This window comes from Empedobacter falsenii, from assembly GCF_013488205.1.
In the GTDB taxonomy this organism is placed as follows: Bacteria; Bacteroidota; Bacteroidia; order Flavobacteriales; family Weeksellaceae; genus Empedobacter; species Empedobacter falsenii_C.
Genome location: NZ_CP040908.1, coordinates 2246208 through 2267606, shown reverse-complemented (window position 1 = coordinate 2267606; position 21399 = coordinate 2246208). Strand labels below are relative to the sequence as shown.

Sequence of the window (21399 nt, the reverse complement as noted above, 5' to 3'; positions counted from 1 at the left end):
ACAAGATGAAATACAAAAGAATATTACTTAAATTGAGTGGTGAAGCATTAATGGGAGATTTACAATATGGTATTGATCCAAATATGCTGAAACAATATGCGCAACAAATTAGAGAAGTTGCAGAACTTGGTTGCGAAGTGGCAATCGTAATCGGAGGTGGTAATATTTTTAGAGGTGTACAAGGTGTTGCTTCTGGTATGGATCGTGTACAAGGAGATTATATGGGAATGTTAGCAACTGTGATTAACAGTATGGCATTGCAAGGAGCTTTGGAAGATGCTGGCGTTAATACGCGTTTACAAACGGCTATTCGTATGGAGCAAATCGCAGAACCATTTATCAAAAGAAGAGCAACGCGTCATCTAGAAAAAGGTCGTGTCGTAATTTTTGGTGCAGGAACAGGAAATCCATATTTTACAACAGATACAGCAGCCGTTTTGAGAGCAATTGAAACGCAAGCTGATGTTATTTTGAAAGGAACTCGTGTTGATGGAATTTATACTGCAGATCCAGAAAAAGATCCAACAGCAGAGAAATTCGAAACAATTTCTTATCAAGAAGTTTATGATAAAAACTTAAAAGTAATGGATATGACAGCTTTTACTTTGAGTGAAGAAAATAATTTACCTATTATTGTATTTGATATGAATACAGATGGTAACTTGAAAAAATTAATTTTAGGAGATAACGTAGGTACTCTAGTAACAAATAAATAAATCCCGAAATGGAAGAATTAGATATTATTTTAGAAACGGCTAAGGAGCAAATGCAGGGAACTGTAAGTCACTTAGAGGTTGCATTCGACAAATTAAGAGCAGGTAAAGCTACTCCTGCAATGTTAAGTTCAGTTCGTGTTGATTACTACGGAAGTTTATCTCCGTTAACTCAAATTGCAAATGTTAATACACCAGATGCAATGACATTGAGCATTCAACCATACGAGAGAAATTTAATTCACGAAATCGAAAAAGCAATCATTAATGCTAATTTAGGTTTTGCACCTTCTAACAATGGAGATACAATCATTATCAGTATTCCTCCAGTAACAGAAGAACGTCGTAAAGAGTTAGTAAAAATGGCCAAATCGGACATGGAAACTGCTAAAATTTCACTTCGTAATGCACGCCAAGATGCGAACAAAGCATTGAAAGCTGTAAAAGAAGCTTCTGAAGACATGGTGAAAGATTACGAAACACGTGTACAAGGATTAACAGACAAGTTTTCTAAGAAATTAGAAGAAGCTTTAACGAAAAAAGAAGCTGAAATCATGAAAGTTTAATCTTTCTTGAAAAAAAAATATTTTAAGGCAGCGTTTCGCTGCTTTTTTTATTTATTTGCATAATCAATTTCAAACGATGAAGAATTATATATTCCTGCTAAATTTCTGTATCTCAATTGCCACATTTGCTCAAATTAAAGTAAGAGTATTCGATGCTCAAGACGAATTTCGTTTAACAGGTGCTAATGTTTACAGTGATACCAAACAATTCCTTGGTCAAACAGACGAATTAGGAGAATTGGATATCAATGATTCTGTTCATTTTATTGATGTAATCAAGAACGGATATTTCTCGGAAAGTATTCAGACTGAAGGTAAAAAGTTGGTCGAAATTATGATGAAACCTTCTTTCATTAGTTTGGATGAGGTTAGTTTTACAACAAATGATTCTGTTGGTCGTAATTTGATTATCAAAGCAATTCGCAATCAATCTAAGAATACAATCAGAAACGGAGGAAATATTTTCCTAAAATCATACACAAAATTTTGGAGTACAGTAAATAACGATTCGATTCCGTTTATTATTCAACCTCAAAATCACAAAGATTCTGTCAATAATCAATGGAAAAAATTATTAGACAATAGTCATTTATTTTTGGGAGAACGTGCAATGGATCACAAAGTTTCGAAGCGTTTTGGATTAAAAAATATTGTGCAATCTTCTCGTATTTCTGGAATGCGTTCGCCTTTGTACGAATATTTGGCGATGCAACCAATTGCGTTCAATTTTGATCAAGATAAAATCAATTTTTTCTTCAAAGGAATTATTAATCCAGTAAGTCGCGAAGGTCTTTCGCATTACCGTTATGGTTTCAAAGAAGATATTTTTATTGATGGACGAAAAACGGCTGTTATTAGTTTTTTCCCATCGATCAAAACGGATAAAAGACAAATTAAAGGAACGCTTTGGATTGATGACAGAACCTTTGCTTTGATTAAGATTGAAGCGGAAAATACAAGTGCAAATTATATTGCCGAATTAGAAGCAGATTGGAAATTGAACAATGGTTCTTGGATACCGAATCAACAAAAATATCGTATGGAAGCTGGTAATTTCAAGATCACTGAGAAATTAGCTGGCGATGATTTTATTGATAAAAAAGAAAAAATTTGGATTAATCTCGAAACTACTTTCAAGGATATTCAGAATCCTGCGCATTTCAAACGCAACGAATTTTTAGGTTACGAAGACGAAATTTCTTTTCAAAATATGAACGAAAAGAAATGGGACAATGTGATGGAAGATTACCGTGATTCGTCATTATCGAACAAAGAGCGAAATACGTACACGACAATTGATAGTATTGGCGATAAATATAAGTTAGAACGTCAAATGAAATTGACGCGAATCATCAATTCTGGCGGAAAATTATCGTTAGGAAAAGTTGATTTAGATTTAACAAAAATCTTAGCGTTTAACGATTACGAAGGTTTTAGACTTGGTGCTGCGTTTAATACAAATGAAAATTGGAGCGATAAATATTCATTGAATGCATATTCGGCTTATGGTTTCAAAGATGAAACATTCAAGTTTGGATTTGGTGGAGATTATTATGTAAACAAACCTTATTCGGGTCGAATTTTTGCAAAATACTCGCAAGATGTTTCGGCTTCTGGGAAAACGCCAATTTTATTGCAATCGAATTATACACGTCTAATTTCTGGAGCTTTTAGTAATATTTATAACCACGAATATTTTTCATATAAACGCTATTCGTTTGGATATGAACAAGATATTTTCAAAAATGTAACTTTCAATATTTCGGCGAATTATGAAAAACAGCAAGCAGAATTTGATTATTCTTTCCTGAATAATATTGGTTGGTACGATTTGTATAACACGCAATTAGCGATTCGTTTTGCGCCAAAAGACAAGTTTATTCGCACGCCTTACGGGAAAGTGACGGTGAATAGCGGGAAATCTGTTTTCTATGCAACGCTGACGAAATATTGGGATATTTTCAATTCTGATTATGATCCACTTCGTTTCAATGTTTCTTATTTTGATGTGTTTGATACGCGAGTTGGTAAAACAAATTTTAATGTAAATGCAGGTTGGGTCGAAGGTAAAATGCCGTTGATGAATTTGTACGAAGGACAAGGAAATGCAAAACGAAATGACTTTTTGAATTTTGGAGTAGGTGGTTTAACGAATTTCGAAACAATGCGTCCAGGTGAATTTTATTCGGATCGATTTGTATCATTTCAGTTGAAGCATATTTTTGCTGGCGTTAAAGTTGGAAACAAAATTATTTTCCCGCAATTCGTTTACCGTGGAGTTTTGGGTGATATGAAAGATAGAGCAGATCATCAAAATTTAGAGTTCAAAACGTTGAACCATTATTATCACGAAACAGGTGTTGAGGTAAACAATTTAATTTTCAAAACATTTGGTTTAGGAGCGTTTTATCGTTTAGGTGCTTATTCAGAAGAAAAATTCCAAGATAATTTCTACTTAAAATTAACTGTAAATTTGAATTTCTTGTAGGATAAGGATGCTGTCATTCTGAACTCGTTTCAGAATCTCATCTAATATTCAATTACAATTCTAATTATTATGGATAAAGAATTTGAACTTAAAAAGTATAGAGATTTAGTAGTTGCGACTTTAGATTATTATATTGTTCATCTTGCCTTTAATAATGAAATGAAAGATGAATATTTTCGTTTAAAAACTCAAGCAGAAGAATATTATTCAAAAGGAAAATTAACTATTTTAAAAAACTGGTTTAAAGATTTAAGGTCTGATTTTATCGAAGATAGAGATTTTGGTTTTAATGAATATTTGATAAAGACAACCAATTATGAAATTGATATTTTTGAATCATATTTTAAAAGAATCGAAAAGATAATTGAGAAAGATCAAATTAAAACTGATAGTCAATTTTACGAATTAAAAAATTATGTAGATTATTTAATTCAAAATAATAATTCTGATAAAGTTCTTATTCAAAGAATAAATGAAATTCTTTTGCGTTTTGAATCTAAGAATTAGAATAATTTCACTTCAAAAAATAAACTAAAATCAAAAATCCTTTACATTTTCATTGAAATTATAAAGGATTTTTAGGTTGGTTGAAAAATATTCGCAAAAATTATGCCTATAATTTTTATAACTTTAAATAATAACTAAATTTGTAAGGATAAATTAAAAAATTATGCAATCGTACGGAATTAAAGCCTTATTAGAAAAAGGCAAGGATTTGTTGCTACAGGAAGTAGTTGTAAATGGATGGGTAAGATCGTTCAGAAGTAATCGTTTCATCGCGTTGAATGACGGTTCTACAATTAATAATATTCAAGTAGTAGTAGATTTCGAAAATTTTGACGAATCAATTATAAAACAAATTTCTACAGCAGCTTCTTTACAAGTTAAAGGAGAAGTGGTAGAAAGTGAAGGAGCAGGTCAAGATATTGAAATTGTTGCGAAAGAAATCAAAATTTTAGGAACTGCGCCATCTGATGATTTAAAAGGAACTATTTTACAACCAAAACAACACAGTTTAGAAATTTTGCGAGAGCAAGCACATTTACGTTTCAGAACGAATGTTTTTGCTGCCACTATGCGTGTTCGTAATGCGTTAATGTTCGGAATTCACAAGTATTTCAACGAAAATGGATTCGTTTACATCAACACACCAATTATTACAGGATCTGATGCTGAAGGAGCAGGAGAGATGTTTCATATCACAAACTTGGATATGGAAAACTTGCCTAAAAACGAAGAAGGAAAAGTAGATTATACACAAGATTTCTTTGGTAAATCGACTAACTTAACGGTTTCTGGACAGTTAGAAGGAGAAACTGCAGCAATGGGATTAGGGAAAATTTATACATTTGGACCTACTTTCCGTGCAGAAAACTCGAATACTTCTCGTCACTTAGCTGAATTCTGGATGATTGAACCAGAAGTTGCGTTTTTCCGTTTAGATCAAAATATGGATTTGGCAGAAGATTTTATGAAATCTGTTATCACTTATGCAATGGAAACGTGTAAAGATGATTTGAAATTCTTAGCTGAACGTTTTGACAAAGAACAAAAACAAAAACCAGAAGCAGAGCGTTCTGAATTAGGTTTAATTGAGCGTTTAGAATATGTTTTAAATAACAAATTCATTCGTTTAACTTATACAGAAGCAATTGATATCTTAAAAGATTCTAAACCAAATAAAAAAGGTAAATTCAAATATCCAATCGAAGGTTGGGGAGCAGATTTACAATCAGAACACGAACGTTATTTAGTTGAGAAACACTTCAAAACGCCAGTTATTTTATTTGATTATCCTGCAGAAATCAAAGCATTTTATATGCGTATGAATGATGACGGAAAAACAGTTCGTGCAATGGACGTTTTATTCCCTGGAATAGGAGAAATTATCGGAGGTTCTGAGCGTGAAGAACGTTTAGAAGTTTTAGACGAAAAAATGGAAAAATTCGGAATCGATAAAGAAGAATTATGGTGGTACCGCGACACAAGACGTTTCGGTTCTGTGCCACATTCAGGTTTCGGTTTAGGTTTAGAGCGTTTGGTATTATTCGTTACAGGAATGGGTAACATTCGTGACGTAATTCCTTTCCCTAGAACACCGAATAACGCTGAATTTTAATCAAAATATTTTTACGGATTTATGCTTAAAAATTGTAACTTTAAGCTAAATCCGTTTTTTATATAAGCCAAAACCCAAAATATGTTAAAGCAGGAATTAAATTTAAAATTACAACAAAAACTATCGCCACAACAAATCCAATTAATGAAGTTGGTTCAACTTCCTACGGTTGCTTTTGAACAACGCGTAAAGGAAGAGTTGGAAGAAAACCCTGCTTTGGATGATCAATCTTCTGAATATGACGAAGATTACGGAGGAGAGCAGGAAGAATGGGACAATCAGAGTGATGATTTTGGCGACGAGCAAGTGATTGATACAAGTGATATCAATATTGATGATTATTTGAGCGATGATGACATCCCAAATTATAAAACGTATACGAATAATTATAGTGATGATGACGAAGATAAATCTGTTCCTTACGCGCAAGGAGAGAGCTTTATCGAGTTTTTGACATCGCAATTATATACGAATCGATTAACTTCGGAACAATTTCAAATTGCTGAATTTATCTTAGGAAATATTGACGATGATGGTTATATGCGTCGTGATATTAAATCGTTGGTTGACGATTTAGCATTCTCGCAAAATATTTACACTTCGCCAGAAGAGGTCGAAAATTTGTTGATTAATTATATTCAACGAATGGATCCAGTTGGTGTAGGTGCGCGTGATTTGCAAGAATGTTTATTGATTCAATTAGAAAATAAAAATCAAACAGAAGCAGTAGAATTAGCCGAAAAATTAATTTCAGAATCGTTTGATGCATTTACGAAAAAGCATTATTCGAAATTGATGGCAAAATATGATGCGGATGATGATGAGTTGCGTGATGCAATTTCGGAGATTGAACGTTTGAATCCAAAACCAGGAAAATCATTTTCGAGTAGTAGTAAAATTGTAGAGCAAATAACGCCAGATTTTACGATTCATATCAACGATGGCGATTTAGAATTGTCGTTAAATGGACGTAATGTACCAGAATTGAAAATTTCGAGTGCGTTTGCAGAAATGTTAGATACATACAAAAAAACCGAAAATAAATCGAATCAACAGAAAGAAGCTGTGATGTTTGTCAAACAAAAGTTAGATTCTGCGAAATGGTTTATTGATGCGGTTCAGCAACGCCGTAACACGCTTTTGTACACAATGGAAGCGATTATGAAATTTCAAAAAGAGTATTTCTTAACAGGAGATGAAACGAAAATTAAACCGATGATTTTGAAAGATATTTCAGACAGAATTGGAATGGATATTTCGACAGTTTCTCGTGTAGCGAATTCTAAATATGTCACAACGCCTTACGGAACATTTTTGATAAAAGATTTGTTCTCAGAATCGTTAACAAATGATGAAGGTGAAGAAGTTTCGACGCGCGAAATTAAACGAATTTTGCAAGATGTAATTGCAGATGAAGACAAACGTAAACCTTTGACAGACGAAAAATTAACTGAAATTTTAAAAGAAAAAGGTTATCCAATTGCTCGTCGTACAATTGCAAAATATCGTGAACAATTAAATATTCCGGTTGCGAGATTGAGAAAAGAAATCTAAAATTTTTAGAAATATATTCAACAAAAAAAAGAGCTTTTTATAAAGCTCTTTTTTTGTTTTTACCCCAAGTTGTCATCCATTCAAAATAATCTTCTTTGTATGAATTATCATTCAATTGAGTAATAATTTTTTGTTGTTTTTCTACGTTCAAATCATCATCAATCACAGAAAAGTTTAAGAAAATATCTTTACCGATTAATTTAGAAAAGAAATTTTCATTCTTTAATTCTTCTAAAACTTCGATACATTTTTCATTAATTTTATTCTGAAATTGATAAAACCAATCTTCGTCATCATCGTGTTCATCAACGATTTCTTTGCACATTTGATTGATTTCTTGAAAAGAGTTTTCAGCTCCTAAATAATCATATTTCCATTCAGAAGGCTCGTATTTGTAGTAACAAAAATCGTCTTCATCCGAAACTTTTTCCAAATGTTCTACAGAATTTGCCGAAGGATGAATAGCTATTTTCGAGTCGTTATTGCACAAGGCAAAAGCATAAAGGTCTTGGGAAGGATTTTCGTTATAAATTTTCAAAAAGGCTTGTTTGGTTGATTGCACTAATTTGTTTTTTAATTCATTAAAATCCATTCATTTATATTTTTTTAATCAGTTGTAATTATTTTTTGAAATGTAGTAAAATTCTTTAAATATTAAATCATTGTTAATTTATTTTTTAAAGACAAATTCAATTATTATTCATTTTCTATGTAACTTTTCTGTAATTCACACGTCATTATAGTAAACAAACCTAATATGTCTAAATTATACATACCAATTTTATTATTTGCCTCGACCTCGATTTTTGCGCAACAACAATATAAAGGAAGCTTGCAATATACGAATCAAATGCCTGTTAGTTTGGCTGATGTTATTATTTTAAAAGATGATCAAATTATTGATGAAATTTCAACTGATGATAAAGGAACTTTTACAGTTGATTTAGTAGAAGGAAATTATACGTTTCGAATAGAAGAAGCTGGTGTTTTGCTTCATACTCAAACAATTTTATGTGGACAAAATCAAGATTTAGGCGTTATTATTATTCCAAAAACTGAAAATATTACATTAAATGAAACAGTTGTAAAAAGTCAGAAAAAATTAATTGAAAAGAAAGTTGATCGACTTGTTTTTAATGCAGATTTAGCGGAAGGAGCAAAAGGTGGAGATGCGTTAGATTTGCTAAAATTGGCGCCTCGTGTGAAGGTTGATAATGATGTTGTTTCGATAATTGGTAAAAGTAATTTGCGTGTGATGGTGGACGATCGTTTGTTGGAAATGTCTGGTGATCAATTGATAAATTATTTAAAAACGCTTCGCGCAGATGATATCGAGAAAATAGAAGTAATTACAAATCCGCCCGCAAAATATCAAGCAATAGGAAATAGTGGAATTCTAAATATTGTATTAAAATCTGGTAAAAAAGACTCGTGGAATGGGAGTTTGTCATCGTCATTGCAACATTATAACAAACCATATTGGAACAATAGTGCATCGTTTAATTACCGAAAAAATAAATGGACATTAGTTTCGAATATTTTTGGTGGTTTTGGAGAATATGACGGAATTGGACAATCTGATATTTATTTCACAAAAACCAATGAAGTTTGGACCGAAAGAGAAAAAAATAGTGGAAAAAATAGAAATATTGGCGGAAAATTAGGTTTAGATTATAAAATTTCGGAGAAGTTGACAACTGGTTTTACACTTGATTTATATGCTGGAAATCGAAAAGGAACTGGTGGTACGAAAACAACGATAAATAGTTTGGATAAAAATGAATTGTTGAGTTATATTTTGAATGATCGAAATGGGAGCAAAGGCAACACGAAATACAATACACTGAATTATCATGTGATTTATAAAATGGATACAATCGGGAAAAAATTAACCTTTGATTTTGATTGGGTTAATTTTAATAACAATAATACAAGTGTAGCTTCTAACCGATTTTTTGATTCAAATGATCTTGAAAATACAGCAGAATATCAAGGAAATAAAAGTTTGTCTGATCAAAAAGCAAATAATTATAGTTTGAATATTGATATGGAACACCCCGTTAATACTTGGAAACTAAATTATGGTGGACGTTACAGTTGGACGAAAAATAATAGCGATAATTTATTTTACAACACATCTTCTGGAACGCCTGTTTATGATGAAAAGTTGAGTAATGGTTTTTATTATGACGAAAATATTTTAGCTTTTTATGCGAGTATCGAAAAAGATATTTCAGAAAAATGGTCAGCAAAAATTGGTTTGAGATACGAAAATACTGATGCAAAAGGTTTTTCTCCACAAGAAAATCAACATGATACCTATAAATATGATGGGTTATTCCCAACGGCTTATTTGATGTATAAACCTGCTGAAAATCATTCGTTAAGTATAAATGTTGGGCGACGTATTGATCGACCTTTTATGGGACAATTGAATCCGTTTCGTACCATTTATTCGCCTTATTCTTTTGCAGAAGGAAATCCGAAGTTAAAACCTTCTTATTCGTATAATTATGAGTTGGAATATGCATACAAAGATTTGGCAATTACAACGTTATATTATAGAAATTCTACGGATGAAATCAATCAAATTGTGGTTGTAAATCCAACAGAAAATACACAAAATTGGATTCCATATAATTATGCTGATTCGGAGAGTTTTGGGATTAGTGAAAATCTAAATTTCAAGCTTGTAAAATGGTGGAAAGTCAATGGAGCGATTGATTTGTATTACAAAAAAACGAAAGGAATTATTCCAGAATATAATTATACATTGGATGGATTTAATGGAGAATTTCGTTTGACAAATAATTTAGAACTGAATAAATCTAAAACATTATTATTTAACCATACTACAAATTATTCAACAAAAACAATTGATGCGATGTCAAGAAGTCGTGCTAATTGGAGTACAGCTTTTGGTTTGAGAGCGTTATTTCTGGATAAAAAGTTTGAAGTTTCGTTTAATGTAAATAATGTATTTAAAGATAGAGCTTGGCAAGATCAAAGTTTTAGTAACGATACAAAATTTGTTTATACAGGACAATCCGCTCGTTATTATCGTGTTGGAATTCGATACAATTTCGGAAAATCATTTACGATAGAACAATCAAAAAGTAGTTCGGAAAAAGGAAGGTTATAATTTTTAAAACTAAACCCCAATATTGATTAAAATATTGGGGTTTAGTTTTATTTGAAAATTAATACGTAATTTTCTCTGGTTCAGGGAAAATATCTTGACTTTTTATACTAAAATTCTTATCTGTTTTTAATAGCTTCAAATTATCAACAGATTTTAATATTAATTGTTTCAATTGATTTTATTCTTCTGGAGGCATTTTGTTAGAAACGAAAATAGATTTTTCAGTATCATCCTTTTTTAAATATATTCTATAAATAAATCCATCAATAATAATTTTATTTTGGTAAACTGAATCATAGTTATATAGATTAATATTTGCAATTGCTTTATTAATATTATCTCGATCAGTTTTATTTAAAATTGCATAATAATCCTTGTGATAATATGGATTTTTTAATTCGAAATCTTCATAATATTTTCTAATAAATACAGTGTCACTATTAGTTAATTTGATTGAATTATAAACTTGAAAAAAATTACTATATGTTATATCAAATTCATCAAAAGAATTATTTTTATCAGCACAACTTTGACATAGATAATATAATAATAGTAATGTAATCTTTTTCATAGATATTCATATTATTATTTCTTCTCCATTTTATAGAACAATAAAATAATGAAACTAATCGCAAACGAAACGCCCATTGCAAGAGCCGAAGCTTTCATTCCGCCAGAATATTCAATCAATAATCCATAAATAACTAAACCTAAAAATAAGGCAAATTTTTCGAACACATCATAAAAACTAAAATAGGTTGTTGTGTCTTCTGTTTCTGGTAATAATTTGGCGTATGTAGAACGTGATAAAGCTTGCAAACCTCCCATTACAAGACCAACCATTGCAGCCATTACGTAAAATTGAGTTTTTACATTAGGATCATTTTTATTAATTAAATAACCAATAATACATGTAATAATCCAGATAAAAATCCCGATTAATAAGGTTTTCTTATTTCCTATTTTTCCTGATAGAAAAGAGAATAACCATGCCCCTAAAACAGCTTCAATTTGAATTAATAAAATGGTCATAATCAATTCTGAAGATTCCATTCCTATTTCTGAACTTCCAAACATTGCCGCCATCAAAAAGATAGTTTGCATTGCTAAACTGTAAAAGAAAAATCCAGCCAAAAAAACACGAATATTTTTGTATTGATTCAGATCTTTGAAGGTATGTTTTAAATTTCTAAAACTTGATTTGATAATATCTTTCGGAATTTCACGATCATATTTGTGATTTGGTAATTTGCTTAATGCAATTTGTCCAAATCCTAACCACCAAATTCCTGTTAATAAGAAACTTATTCGAGTAAACATAGCTTGTTGTTCTTCTGGGGCGAATTGTATCATTGCTAAACAAATCGTCAATAAAATGACAGAACCAATATAACCAAACATATAACCTTGAGCGGAAACTTTGTCCATTTTTTCGTCTGAGACAATTTCTGGTAAATAGGCGTTGTAAAAAACTAAACTCCCCCAAAAACCTATGCTTGCGGTGATATTGAGTAATAAAGCTAACCAAACTAAATCGCTCGATGTGAAGAAAAACATTCCGATACATGAGAACGACCCTAAATAACAAAAAAAGCGAAGAAATTTTATTTTATTTCCGATTAAATCTGCAATTGAAGACAAAACAGGAGACAAAACAATCACAAAAAAGAAAGCAATTGCCAATGAAAAATTGAATGCGGACTCTGGTAATAATCCTAAAAATTTGATCGGTTGATCGTTCGCATCATAGGTCATTAAAGTATAATAAACCGGAAAAATAGCAGAGGCAATAACTAAAGAATGAACAGAATTTGCCCAATCGTAAGAAATCCAAGCTCGTATTAGTTTGGGATTATCTTTTGTATTCATAAATTTTTATAGTAATGTTGGCTAAACTTAAGAATAATTTATCAAAAATAATGTTTCGTAAAAATTAATTGTTCAATCTTCTATTCTTTCAGTTCAAATTTGGTTAGTTTATTGCCTTTGTAACAATAAAATTCATAACTATCTTCTCCAATTTTGAATACTTTTTCGAGATGGATTTTATCGTAATTAGGTAAAATTTCATTGTATTTTTTCAATAATTTTTCAGGTAATTCATTCGGTTGAATTGGACGTTCAATCTCAAATTCACCATCTAACGAATATTCCATCACAAAATCACTGTTTCGCCATTTCAAAGTTGTTTCATTTTCGTCACCTTTACTTGTTGTTGTAAGTTGAACTTTATCTTCTTGAATGATTTTTTGAGAACTTGTATAAAAAAGTGTAATTCCAGAAATAACCATTGCCGCATAGCCAACTTTTCTGAAAATAAAATCGCTAAAATAAGGTAAAATATATTTGACCGTATAAGAAGAAATAATTGAGGCAACTGCAATCGTCAATCCAAGTAATAAAGCGTTTTTTGAATATAAACCAAGAACAATATAAATGATTAATTTTATGATATGAAGTATAATTTCGTTGGCAGCTCGTGTTGCAATAATTTCTTCTTTTGTTAATCCATATTTTAAATAAAATCTATTGAATAATAAACCAATTGCACCTGTTATTCCAGAAACGAATCCAGCTAAAAAACCAACAATAGCTAAAATATATTTTGACGAAGGTTTTTCTTCATTATCTTGTTGTTTCTTGTTTAGAAATAATTGTGGAACATTTGAAATCAATAATACAGCTACAATAATTTGCAAATAAATTGGGTTGATAAATTTGATTAAATAAGCACCCATTAAAACTGCTGGAATTGAAAATGGCACAAACCAAAAGAAGATTTTCCAATGTACAGATTTTCTGAAAGCCGCTATTCGAGAGGCAGAACTTGTAAATGTTCCGATTGTTAATGAAAAAGGAACTAACGAAGTTGGAATAATAAGATTGAGGATTGGAATTAAGATTAAACTTGCGCCACCGCCACAAATTGCACTTATCCAAAATGCTAAAATTGCTCCAATAAATAGGAGAAAAATAGTAAAAATCATGATCAGAAATTTTATTCTGATACAAAAATAGGGCGATGATTTTAGAAATAAACGCTTAAAGATTTATCTTAAGTAAAACTTAAGAATAGGTAAATCTTAATTGAAAAAGATGATTTTTTGGATAAACTGTTTGCGAAATCTGTTGAAAATTATTTTTTAATAAAGCTTTAGACGAAGCGATATTTTCTTTTTTTACCCAAGCTTCAATCAGCATATATTTTTTCGATTTCAATTCTTTCGAAATCAGATTGATAATTCGTGTTGCATAACCTTTGTTCCAAAATTGTTCATCAATGGAATAGCCAATTATAGCTTTGTCGTGCACAGGTTGAAACATCACAGTACCAATCAAGGTTTCAGAAGATTTTTCGATAACAGCAAAACGAAATTCATATCCAGAATTCTTTTTTTCTTTATTTCTTTCCAGCATTTTGTACGAATCTTCGATCGTTTTCATTGGTGCGGTTTCGCGATATTTCATGGCTTCTGCATTCGAATAAATTTCGAAAAGTCGCGCAACATCAGTATCCAAAAGTTCTCTGAAATAAATTAATTCGTCTTCCATATTTGGGTTTTAAGAATTTACTTGACGTTCTAATTTTTCAATCAATAATGCTTTTGCGTTTGTAAGAGCATAATCTTTTGCTTCGGCAAATGAAACGTTATATTGTCGTTTAAGCGATTGAATATCTTTTGGTAAATCGTTTAAAAGTTTATCATAATAAACATCTAACATTTCGGAAGTTGGCATTTTGAAATCAATTTTTAACTGAAACCTTCTCAACAATGCGACATCAATAATATGTGGATGATTTGTTGCAGCAATCAATAATGAGTTTTGTGGTAAATAATCAATTAATTGAATTACCGTGTTCACCAAACGACGCATTTCGCCAACATCTTTGTCATCATTTCCACGCGCTTTTCCGATTTGATCAAACTCATCCAAAAATAGAATTGCTTTTTCACGAGCAGCTTTATCAAAAAGCATTCGAATATTTTGTGAAGTTTCACCGATTCTTGACGAAACAATATTACTTAAATTCAGAATCAATATAGGTTTTCCGATTTCATTTGCAATTGCTTTTGCAGTTGTTGTTTTTCCACAACCCGAAAATCCATGTAACAAAATTTTATTATTGACAGGTAAATTATATTTGCTCAATTCCTCTATATATCGATGTTCTTTGATAAGTTGTTTTACTTGCGCAAGATTTTGATCATCTAAAAAAACATCATTCAAAGAAATTTCTTCCTTATCGTCAACAATTAAATCGTAAATATTCATATCAATTTTACTTCAAGACTCAAAATTAAACTATTTTAGTCCGAAAGCCGATTTTTAGACAAAAAAAGCTTCAGATTTCTGAAGCTAAAATTTTAAACCATCATATGAGAACTGATCGCAATTCTATTCCAGGCATTAATCGTGGTAATTGCAATAATGATAATCGCAATATAATTTTCAGAAAAAAGTGCCAAAGCTTTTTGATAGGTTTCTTCTGATAAACCATGTTGACTAATATTTGTAATTTCTTCGGTCATCGCCAATATTACACGTTCTTCTTCTGTAAAAAGTGTCGTTTCTCGCCACGCATTCAACAAAAAAATACGTTGATTTGTTTCGCCTAATTTCATCGCATCTTTGGTGTGCATATTAATACAAAAAGCGCAACCATTGATTTGTGAAGCTCTGATTTTGATAAGCTCTAAATACAATTTATCTAATTCAGAATTTGCTAAAAAATTCTCTAAACCATACATCGCTTCGTAAGCTTTTGGTTCTAATTTTTGAATGTTTAATCGTGATTTCATTTCTTAATTTTTAACAAAGTTCGTCGATTATTTATTCAATAAAATTAAACTGGTTTAAGAAAACTCTTTCTTTCGGATTTCGCTTAAATATTCGGGTGTGAAACCTAAATAAGAAGCCAATAAATATTGCGGAACACGTTGTAAAAACTCAGGAAAATTTTTCTTGAAATGAAGATAAAACTCCTCTTTCGAAAACTCTTTCAAATATTTGGAACGCATTTGATCAGCAGCATTTGCTTTTTGATAAATTTGTTTGAAATATGAATTGAAAATAGGGTGTTTTTGGCATAAAATTTTTTCGTTTGTCTTACTCATTTTTATAATGATAGAATTTTCTACAGCTTGAATATAAAACTCAGAATTTTGCTGATTGATATAAGAAAACAAATCTGTCAACCACCAATTTTCGATAGCAAAATCAATGGTTTGTTCTACACCTTTTTGATTGATGAAAAATAATCGAATACATCCAGAAACAATAAAATAATTATATGTACTAATTGTTCCTGCTCTTTTAATCATTTCTTTTTTCTTCACCGAAAACTCTTCAAAATATTGGACTGAATCATGAAATTCTTCTTCAGAAATTGAAGTGAAAATTTGCATATGTTTTTTTAACTGATCGAAAGAATTTTCCATTTTATAAGCTTAATGTATTCCTCTTTAAAATTAATGATTAGTTTCCGAAAGAACTTAATTTAGTTCAAAATTAATCAGAATTATAGTCAAAATTTGGAGTTCAATTTGCTTGAAATGAATCGTTGAAAGAACATGAAAATAATCTGTAAAGATTTGTCATTATTTTTTACTTTTACGAACCAAAAAATAACAATAATATGGCTTCAGGAATATTTGCAATTTTAGATGATATTGCAGCATTGATGGATGATGTAGCGGTTACAAGTAAAGTGGCAGCGAGTAAAACAGCAGGAATTTTAGGAGATGATTTGGCTGTAAATGCTGAGAAAGCGACGGGATTTTTGTCTTCGCGTGAAATACCTGTTTTATGGGCAATTACAAAAGGTTCTTTTATCAATAAATTAATTATTGTTCCAATTGTTTTGACACTAAATCATTATATGCCAGAAGTGATAAAATATGTTTTGATTTTGGGAGGTTTTTATTTAGCTTTTGAAGGTGTAGAGAAGATAATCGAGTTTATTTTTCACCGTCCAAAAAAAGGTTCAGAAGTTATTCATGAAGATAAAGTAGAAGATAAGAAACAAGTTTCGGAAAAATCAAAAGTGAAATCTGCTATTATAACGGACTTTATCCTTTCGATAGAAATTGTGATTATTGCATTGAGTACAGTTTTGGAACAACCAATGTTGACACAAGTTTTTACAGTTTCGTTTATTGCAATTTTAGCAACTATTGGCGTTTACGGGATTGTAACTTTAATTGTTCGTATGGATGATGCAGGTTTTAAACTGATAAAAGCATCACATGACAAAGGAGCTGTTTCTAAATTAGGACACTTTTTAGTTGATGCATTGCCTTATGTGATTAAAATTTTAGGATTTGTAGGGACTGTTGCGCTTTTATTGGTTTCAGGCGGAATATTTGTTCACAACATCGATTATATTCATCATCATTTACCTACAGCAATTCCAATGATGATTAGCGAAGCTTTGATTGCATTAGTTGCAGGATTATTGGTTGTGGTACTTGTCACAATAGTTAAGAAAATAATAGATTTAGCTAAAGGTTAGGAGATAGAATAGATTTAGAAAAGAATTGTTTTCATTTAATTAAGAAATCATCTTTTTTTATCCTCAAATACACACTTTCAACGTATCTTTAGGGCAATTAAACAATAAATTATGAAAATAAAGTCGATAATAGCACTTTTTTTTCTCGCTACCACTTTTACTTTTGCTCAAACAAAGCAGATTCTGATTGAAAATGTTAGAATTTTAGATCATCAAACTCAAGCATTAACATCACCGATGAATGTTTTGGTTTCTGGTCAAAAAATTGAAAAAATTAGTTCTGCAAAAATTTCTTCACCTAATCAAGATGTTGTAAAAATTAATGGAGGAGGAAAAACGTTGATGCCAGGTTTAATCGATGTTCATGTACACATGGTATTTGGTTCATTGACGATGGCGCAAATGATGTCGCCAGATATGTCAGAAGAAATGTTAATGAATAAAGTTGGCGAAGCTTCCCACAAAATGTTGATGCGAGGTTTTACGAGTGTTCGTGATGCTGGAGGACCAATTTTTCCTTTGAAACTAGCCATTGATAAAGGTAAAGTTGCAGGACCTAGAATTTGGCCTTCAGGAGCAACGATTAGTCAAACGGCTGGTCACGGAGATTTTAGAACTCCTGATGAACGTTCGCGTCGTTTTTTTGGAAAAGCATCTCGTGCAGAGGAATTAGGAGCTACTTTTATTGCTGATGGAAGATATGAAGTTTTGACAGCAACAAGAGAAAATTTACGCTTTGGTGCGAGTCAAATCAAATTGATGGCAGGTGGTGGAACGTCTTCTGCTTATGATCCGATTGATGTTACGCAATATACTTTTGACGAAATGAAAGCGGCTGTTGATGCTGCTGAAGATTGGGGAACGTATGTAATGGTACATGCCTATACGCCGAGAGCTGTGCAACGCGCTGTGGAAGCAGGAGTGAAGTCAATTGAGCATGGTCAAATGTTAGATGAAGAAACTTTGAAAATTCTTGCTAAAAAAGGTGTTTGGTTAAGCCTTCAAAATTTGATGGATAATAATGAAAACATGGACGAGCAGCGAAAAGAAAAACGTAAACCAGTTTTGGATGGTCAAGATAAAGTTTGGCCATTAGCAAAAAAACTTGGTGTGAAGCTCGCATGGGGAACGGATTTCTTGTTTGAACCTGAGTTGAATGATGAGCAAAATAGTTATATTTTACGTCTTCAAAAATGGTTTACAAATGCTGAAATTCTGAAAATGATAACACAAGATAATGGAGAACTGTTGCAATTATCTGGTTTAAGAAGTCCATATCCAGGGAAATTAGGTGTTGTAGAAGAACAAGCTTTAGCAGATTTGATTTTGGTTGATGGAAATCCGTTGAAAGATTTATCATTAATTGCTAATCCTGATAAAAACTTTTTAGTGATTATTAAAGATGGTCAGATTTATAAGAATACAATTAAAACGAAAAAGTAAAATTATCATACATCATAAAAAAAACGAGGTTAATTTTTATTTACCTCGTTTTTTTAGTTATAAAAATTAGAAATTTTAGATCTTATTTATCGGCTTGAAATTTGTTGAAAAAGTCAATGATTTATTCATAAAAATGTTTATTTTGAATAAGTAAAACTGTAATTTAATAATTAAATCTTAATAAAAATGTCAATACCAGAGAATGTTTATTATAGAGTAATTCTTCCAGAAGATGAAATTATAGCTACTTTACTTATTGTCCATGGTATGCAAGAACATAGTGGGCGATATGAAAATTTTGCAAAGTACTTGGCTGACAAAGGAATTCTAGTTTTGTTATATGATCATTTAGGACATGGAAAAACAGCTAAAATAGAAGAAGATTACAGTTTTTTCTGCTTAGATAATCCAAAAGAAAATTTAATAAAGACGGCAAAAGAGTTAGCTAATTTGTTAGAGAATGAATACCCTTTATTACCACATTTTATTTTGGGGCATTCAATGGGATCGTTTATAACACGTTGCCTACTTCAAGAATATGGAAATCACTTTGATGGTGCTATAATTATGGGAACAGGAGGTAGGATTCCTGGAATTAAATTATTGAGTAGTTTTTTAAGTATTCTAAATAAATTGATTCCTCATAAAAGAAGTCAATTACTTAATACTATTTTTTCAAAATCGAATAATAAACATTTTCAAAATGAAGAAAATTTTCATGAGACTAATTGGCTTAGTTTAGATGAGTTAAATCGTTTAAATTTTCTGAAAGATCCTCTTTGCGGAATACCTTTCACTGTTAACGGTTTTTATACTTTGATTAATTTAAATATACAAGCAACAAAAAAGAATTGGGCAAAAGATATACCGCAATCTTTACCTATTTATTTTGTGAGTGGAGCAGATGATCCAATTGGTGATTTTGGTAAAGGAGTTTTGGAATCGTATAAAGATTTAAAGCAAAATGGATTTCAATATGTAACAATGAAACTATATCCAAACTTGAGACATGAAATATTGAATGAATCTATCAAAGATGAAGTATATCAAGATATTGTAGATTGGTTAACGGTTTTGATAAATCATAAAAAAATAGAGCAAAAAGACGTTTAACAAATCTTTTTGCTTCAAAAAAATTATTCTCCTAAAAGAACACCAGAAACATTCCAATAACTGAAACTATTTCCTTCAGGTTTTCCTTGCGGAATTTTTACTTGTATACTATGTTTTCCGGCTTTTAAATTGCCCAAATCTATAAAATAAGGATTTGTAATTGTTCCTGGACACCAATTAGAACGACTATAATCAGATGATGATAAACCATTGTCAAAATTACCAGAAGCTGGATTGTAAGCGCGATAAGAACCACAATCTTGTCTCCAAGGAACTATATTAAATACTTTTTGTCCATCAAGAAAAATACTATTTTCTTTCGGAACAAATTCATCACCATTTTCCCAACCGCCATGTCCAGTTGTTGTAAAACGTAATTTAGCATTATTGTAATCTTCTTTCAACGTGAATTCTACTGTAAAACCATTCGGATTTTCGAACAAAGTAGAGTATTCTTGTCCAGCCATTTCCATCACATTTGCAGTATTGAAAATTGGTAAAGCCTTTTTAATTGGCATTGTTGTAGAACCTGATGGATGAACAGAAATATTGGCAGAAATAATATGTCCGCCTTGATCATAATTTCCAATGAAGAAACCAATCAAAACTTCTTGATCAGATAATAAACCTTGAAATTCTGTGATTTCTTGACGATATTTTGCTTCGGTTTCCCAAGTTTGATTTTTTAATTGAATATGATTGAATTTATTAATTCCAAAAGGTGTGAAAAAGCGCATTAATTCTATCGTTGGCGAATAATTTTCTGTCAAAAAATAACCTTGATATTTCTTGTTATTTGCTGATGTATAAATTGGTAATTCATTGATTCCTTTTTGCAAACCATCCATAAATGTAATTTTAGAATCACGCGGGATCAAAAATACAGAACCTGTTCTGTCGTAAGCATCACCATTTGATTGTTGCGAAACATTTAAGAAAACTTGGCTTCCTTCTTTAATTTGAGGAATTTTAATTTTTCGAACTACAACAGTTCCATTTGCAAAACGATAAATTGAATCATTTGAAGAAAAATCTTTACTAAAATTAACTTGTTGATGTGATAAAAGTGGAATATCAACGAATTTACTTTTCCAAATAATGTCTTTATATGTCAACAAATCAACTCTATTTTGATGCAATTCTTTTTGGATAAATTGACTTGGAATCAAATCTTTTTCGCGTTCTATTTTCGAAGCTCGAATCGTTGAATTATTATTTCGTGTAAGTTCTAACACAAAACCTAAATTCATTCCAACCATTGTTGGAGAGGCATTCAATTCCATATTGTCAACAAACCAAACGTCTATTGTATTCGAATTAATATTTGTTGTTGCTTTTTTACAACGTAAACCTAAAATTCGTTTTGTTTCTTTAGAAATCGTGAAAACAGATTTATTAAACGCGACAGAATCATTTGTAATAATAGAATTAGTCGGGGCAAATTGTGTAATCAAGGAAATAATTGATGGATTTGTTTTGGTATAATAAAACATTTCATCAGGATAATTTGAAGAATTACTAAAACTTTGTTGCTTTCCAATAACGGTTTCTTTTGTATTCGCAATAACTTGTATGGGGTTATTTTCTTCGACTTTCTTTCCATTCGAAAAGCGTTCATACGTAATTTTATAGGTTTCTTGTGCATCAAGAAAAATAGCCTGAATACAAAAAATGATAAGTAGAATTGATTTCAATTTCATGTGTGATAAATAAAAAAGGTTTACAAACGAATTGTAAACCTATAAAA

General features: G+C 30.9%; 19 protein-coding genes. 10 read left to right on the top strand and 9 right to left on the bottom strand.

Going from position 1 to position 21399, the window contains the following annotated elements:
- Positions 1–5: 5 nt before the first annotated feature.
- From pyrH to rpoN, 6 genes are all read left to right on the top strand, one after another.
- The gene (pyrH, locus tag FH779_RS10545; protein ID WP_115000992.1) at positions 6–716 is read left to right on the top strand and encodes a UMP kinase; all 711 of its coding nucleotides are present in this window, start codon (positions 6–8) and stop codon (positions 714–716) included.
- 8 nt (positions 717–724) lie between these two features.
- Positions 725–1279: a ribosome recycling factor gene (frr, locus tag FH779_RS10540; protein ID WP_115000990.1), complete on the top strand. Its 555-nt coding sequence runs from the start codon at positions 725–727 to the stop codon at positions 1277–1279.
- Between the two features lie 76 nt (positions 1280–1355).
- Entirely contained in the window at positions 1356–3767 is a 2412-nt protein-coding gene (locus tag FH779_RS10535; RefSeq protein WP_180904650.1) for a DUF5686 family protein, read from the top strand.
- Positions 3768–3836: 69 nt separating this feature from the next.
- Positions 3837–4274 carry a hypothetical protein gene (locus FH779_RS10530; RefSeq protein WP_180904649.1) on the top strand — a complete coding sequence of 146 codons (438 nt, stop codon included), beginning with the start codon at positions 3837–3839 and terminating at the stop codon, positions 4272–4274.
- A gap of 163 nt (positions 4275–4437) precedes the next feature.
- Complete coding sequence (gene asnS / locus FH779_RS10525; RefSeq protein WP_180904648.1) at positions 4438–5886, top strand: asparagine--tRNA ligase; 1449 nt, start codon at positions 4438–4440, stop codon at positions 5884–5886.
- Positions 5887–5967: 81 nt separating this feature from the next.
- Complete coding sequence (gene rpoN / locus FH779_RS10520; protein ID WP_115000980.1) at positions 5968–7440, top strand: RNA polymerase factor sigma-54; 1473 nt, start codon at positions 5968–5970, stop codon at positions 7438–7440.
- A gap of 37 nt (positions 7441–7477) precedes the next feature.
- Here rpoN and FH779_RS10515 read toward each other — a convergent pair whose 3' ends face one another.
- Entirely contained in the window at positions 7478–8032 is a 555-nt protein-coding gene (locus FH779_RS10515) for a DUF4303 domain-containing protein (protein WP_180904647.1), read from the bottom strand.
- 165 nt (positions 8033–8197) lie between these two features.
- Between FH779_RS10515 and FH779_RS10510 the strand changes: the two genes are divergently transcribed.
- Positions 8198–10582: an outer membrane beta-barrel family protein gene (locus FH779_RS10510; protein ID WP_180904646.1), complete on the top strand. Its 2385-nt coding sequence runs from the start codon at positions 8198–8200 to the stop codon at positions 10580–10582.
- 178 nt (positions 10583–10760) lie between these two features.
- Here FH779_RS10510 and FH779_RS10505 read toward each other — a convergent pair whose 3' ends face one another.
- The 7 genes from FH779_RS10505 to FH779_RS10475 form a co-directional block, all read right to left on the bottom strand.
- Positions 10761–11153, bottom strand: coding sequence for a hypothetical protein (locus FH779_RS10505; protein WP_180904645.1), 393 nt, complete (start codon positions 11151–11153; stop codon positions 10761–10763).
- A 14-nt stretch (positions 11154–11167) separates the two neighbouring features.
- Entirely contained in the window at positions 11168–12451 is a 1284-nt protein-coding gene (locus FH779_RS10500) for an MFS transporter (protein ID WP_180904644.1), read from the bottom strand.
- An 80-nt stretch (positions 12452–12531) separates the two neighbouring features.
- Positions 12532–13569, bottom strand: coding sequence for a sulfite exporter TauE/SafE family protein (locus FH779_RS10495; protein ID WP_180904643.1), 1038 nt, complete (start codon positions 13567–13569; stop codon positions 12532–12534).
- A 79-nt stretch (positions 13570–13648) separates the two neighbouring features.
- A complete protein-coding gene (locus FH779_RS10490; RefSeq protein ID WP_180904642.1) occupies positions 13649–14134 on the bottom strand; it encodes a GNAT family N-acetyltransferase in 486 nt (161 codons plus the stop codon).
- Positions 14135–14143: 9 nt separating this feature from the next.
- The gene (locus tag FH779_RS10485; RefSeq protein WP_180904641.1) at positions 14144–14857 is read right to left on the bottom strand and encodes an AAA family ATPase; all 714 of its coding nucleotides are present in this window, start codon (positions 14855–14857) and stop codon (positions 14144–14146) included.
- Between the two features lie 92 nt (positions 14858–14949).
- A complete protein-coding gene (locus tag FH779_RS10480; RefSeq protein WP_180904640.1) occupies positions 14950–15384 on the bottom strand; it encodes a carboxymuconolactone decarboxylase family protein in 435 nt (144 codons plus the stop codon).
- Between the two features lie 54 nt (positions 15385–15438).
- Complete coding sequence (locus tag FH779_RS10475) at positions 15439–16023, bottom strand: Crp/Fnr family transcriptional regulator (protein WP_180904639.1); 585 nt, start codon at positions 16021–16023, stop codon at positions 15439–15441.
- Positions 16024–16220: 197 nt separating this feature from the next.
- Between FH779_RS10475 and FH779_RS10470 the strand changes: the two genes are divergently transcribed.
- The 3 genes from FH779_RS10470 to FH779_RS10460 all read left to right on the top strand — a co-directional run bounded on the left by FH779_RS10470 (position 16221) and on the right by FH779_RS10460 (position 19652).
- Positions 16221–17096, top strand: coding sequence for a DUF808 family protein (locus FH779_RS10470; protein WP_180904638.1), 876 nt, complete (start codon positions 16221–16223; stop codon positions 17094–17096).
- Between the two features lie 111 nt (positions 17097–17207).
- The gene (locus FH779_RS10465; RefSeq protein ID WP_180904637.1) at positions 17208–18539 is read left to right on the top strand and encodes a metal-dependent hydrolase family protein; all 1332 of its coding nucleotides are present in this window, start codon (positions 17208–17210) and stop codon (positions 18537–18539) included.
- A 186-nt stretch (positions 18540–18725) separates the two neighbouring features.
- Positions 18726–19652 carry an alpha/beta fold hydrolase gene (locus FH779_RS10460; protein WP_180904636.1) on the top strand — a complete coding sequence of 309 codons (927 nt, stop codon included), beginning with the start codon at positions 18726–18728 and terminating at the stop codon, positions 19650–19652.
- Positions 19653–19675: 23 nt separating this feature from the next.
- On the opposite strand, the gene FH779_RS10455 is transcribed toward FH779_RS10460, so the two are convergent.
- Entirely contained in the window at positions 19676–21352 is a 1677-nt protein-coding gene (locus FH779_RS10455) for a PNGase F N-terminal domain-containing protein (RefSeq protein WP_180904635.1), read from the bottom strand.
- Positions 21353–21399: the final 47 nt, after the last annotated feature.